3 protein-coding genes are annotated in these 2,212 nt (G+C 68.8%); 1 reads left to right on the top strand and 2 read right to left on the bottom strand.

The window, feature by feature from the left end:
• Window positions 1-363: TetR-like C-terminal domain-containing protein (locus tag AB0M20_RS39400; protein WP_364306148.1), on the top strand; the 363-nt coding region annotated here is incomplete at its 5' end.
• On the opposite strand, the gene AB0M20_RS39395 is transcribed toward AB0M20_RS39400, so the two are convergent.
• Complete coding sequence (locus AB0M20_RS39395; RefSeq protein WP_364306146.1) at window positions 360-1,361, bottom strand: hypothetical protein; 1,002 nt, start codon at window positions 1,359-1,361, stop codon at window positions 360-362. The genes AB0M20_RS39400 and AB0M20_RS39395 overlap by 4 nt on opposite strands.
• A 112-nt stretch (window positions 1,362-1,473) precedes the next feature.
• Window positions 1,474-2,212 (bottom strand): AAA family ATPase (locus AB0M20_RS39390; protein ID WP_364306145.1); only part of this gene is annotated, 739 nt, incomplete at its 5' end.

Genomic DNA, 2,212 nt, shown 5'->3' with positions numbered 1-2,212 from the left:
CCGCAGCCGCGCGGCGAGTCGGTGCGCGAGGACCTGGTCATGCTGGTGGCGACGGCGCGCAGCAAGAGGGCGGCGGAGTTCGGCCGGGTGGCGGCCTGCCTGCTGCCGGAGTTCTTCCGCGATGAAGAGCTGCGCAAGGCGTTCCAGGCGGTGAGCGAGCCCCGCCGGGACGTGATGCGCGGCGTGCTGCGCCGCGGCATCGAGTCGGGCGAGCTGCGCAAGGACCTGGACATAGAGCTGACGGTCCTGATGCTGACGGCGCCGGGCCTGGCCCAGAACCTGCTGAACCTGGTCCCGAACGCCCCGGCCGAGAACTTCGCGGAGGCCCTGGTCGACGCCATCCTCCGCGGCGCCGCCGCTTAGACGATCGGGATCGCGCGGTTCTCGATGGTCAGCCCGCCGATTGTGATCGACGCGCTCTGCGCCTTTTCGCCCGGATGGACCAGGGCGGCACGAGAGACCCCAAGCAGCTTGGCGTAGGTGAACATCTGGTACACCTCGCTCGTGGTCGGCCGCTCCTTCCACGGGCGGTACTTGGCGTCGAACACCGCCTCTGGGACCCCCTTCCGGAGCACTACGAGGTCTGCCCAGCCATCGATCTTGTCCGCGATCGGGATCTTGTGTTGGGCGGAGACGTCGCAGTCCGGGAATTGCGCGCTCACCCAGCGGCCGACGTACTCCTCCCAGATCTGAGTCATGTTGAACAGCACGCTGACGCCCGCGACGCCCACGCCGGTGGGCAGGGCGCGCCGATCGCCGAGAACCAGGCGCGCGAGCTGGTAGGCGTCGCGATAGCGCGGCGGGACGACGTCAACCCGAGGTGCAGGGCCGTCGAGCGGCGTGAGCTGCTGAAAGACCGGTTGCAGCGCGCGCAGGCGCACGTCGAAGCCCTTGGTCAGGTACGTCAGGCCGCACAGTCGCCGGTGGGCGGCGGCGATGATGCGGTTCACGGTCAGATCTTGGGTGAGCCGGCTGGCGGTGGTGGCCATCCGGTCCGGCCGGCCGGCATGCGCGCTGAGGTGAACGGTCATCGAGGGCGCGCCGGCATAGGGCGGCCGCGTGTAGGTCCTGCGCTCATAGCCCTTGAGGAGCCCGTGGCCCGCGATGCGCTCCACCTCACGAACAAATGCGAGCGCGATCAGGTCGACGAGACCCTCGCCGCTCCGCCCGGCGGCGGTGGCGTCGTCATACAGCATCGTGGTCTTGCGGCCGAGCGCCAACAGGGTGGCGAGGTCGGCGAACGAGAACCGGCTGCTCACGTTGACGACGCGGCCGCTTCGCAGTCGGAACCGCCCGACGTAGGGTCCCGGCTGAATGTCATAGGTGTCGGTCTTCTTCACCGGGGTGAGCCGCTCGATCACCCGCGGGCGGTCCTTCGTCCCGGTGGTGCCCTTGGTGAGGCCGGCGAGTTCCGCTGCCTCGTCGTGGTTCAGCGCGTGCGAGCTGGTCCGGTACTCGACCAGCTCGATGAACTCAGGTGCCTTCACCGATCAGCGCCCGCACGTCGGTGTCCAGCTGCTCGAGCTCGGCGGGCTGCTCGAACCAGAACTCCGCCAGGTAGGGCCGGAGCTGATAGGCCCAGATCCGCTCGGCGACCGCCGCGTCCAGCCCTTCGGTCATCCAGTAAGAGTGTCCTGGGCTGACCGGCGCGCTCGGGCCGACTCGGTCGCGGATGAGCCGGAACACCCCGAGCACGAGGTCGGAGCTGTCGGCCGACCGGTGCTTCGCCCAGGCTTCGAGGACTTGGTCGCTGGGTTCGAGGGGAAAGGCGTGGAAGCGCCGGCGCAGTGCGAAGTCCAGGAGGGCGAGGCTGCGGTCGGCAGTGTTCATCGTGCCCAGCAGAAGCAGATTCGGCGGGACGGACAGCTTCTCCTGCGAATAGGGCAGGCGGACCTCGGTGCTCCCTCGGTATTCCAGGAGGAACAGCAGCTCACCGAACACGGCTGCCAGGTCGGCCCGGTTCATCTCGTCGATGATCATCACGAAGGTCTCGTCGGGCCGGGCCAGCGCGCGGGCACAGAGCTTGGTGAAGACGCCCGGCCGCACTTCGTAGTTCATCCCGGTCGCCGTGGTGACCGGTCGCAGGCCCTCGATGAAGTCCTCATACGAGTACGCCGGGTGGAACTGCGTGATCTCGATGTGGTCCGGCGAGGTAGCCAGGTGCTGGGCCAGCAGCCGGGCGACGAAGGTTTTTCCGGTGCCCGGCGGCCCG

The organism is Actinoplanes sp. NPDC051633 (genome assembly GCF_040681735.1).
Taxonomy (GTDB): domain Bacteria; phylum Actinomycetota; class Actinomycetes; order Mycobacteriales; family Micromonosporaceae; genus Actinoplanes.
The sequence above is the reverse complement of the archived record's forward strand: the minus strand, read 5'-3'. Positions and strand labels throughout refer to the sequence as shown.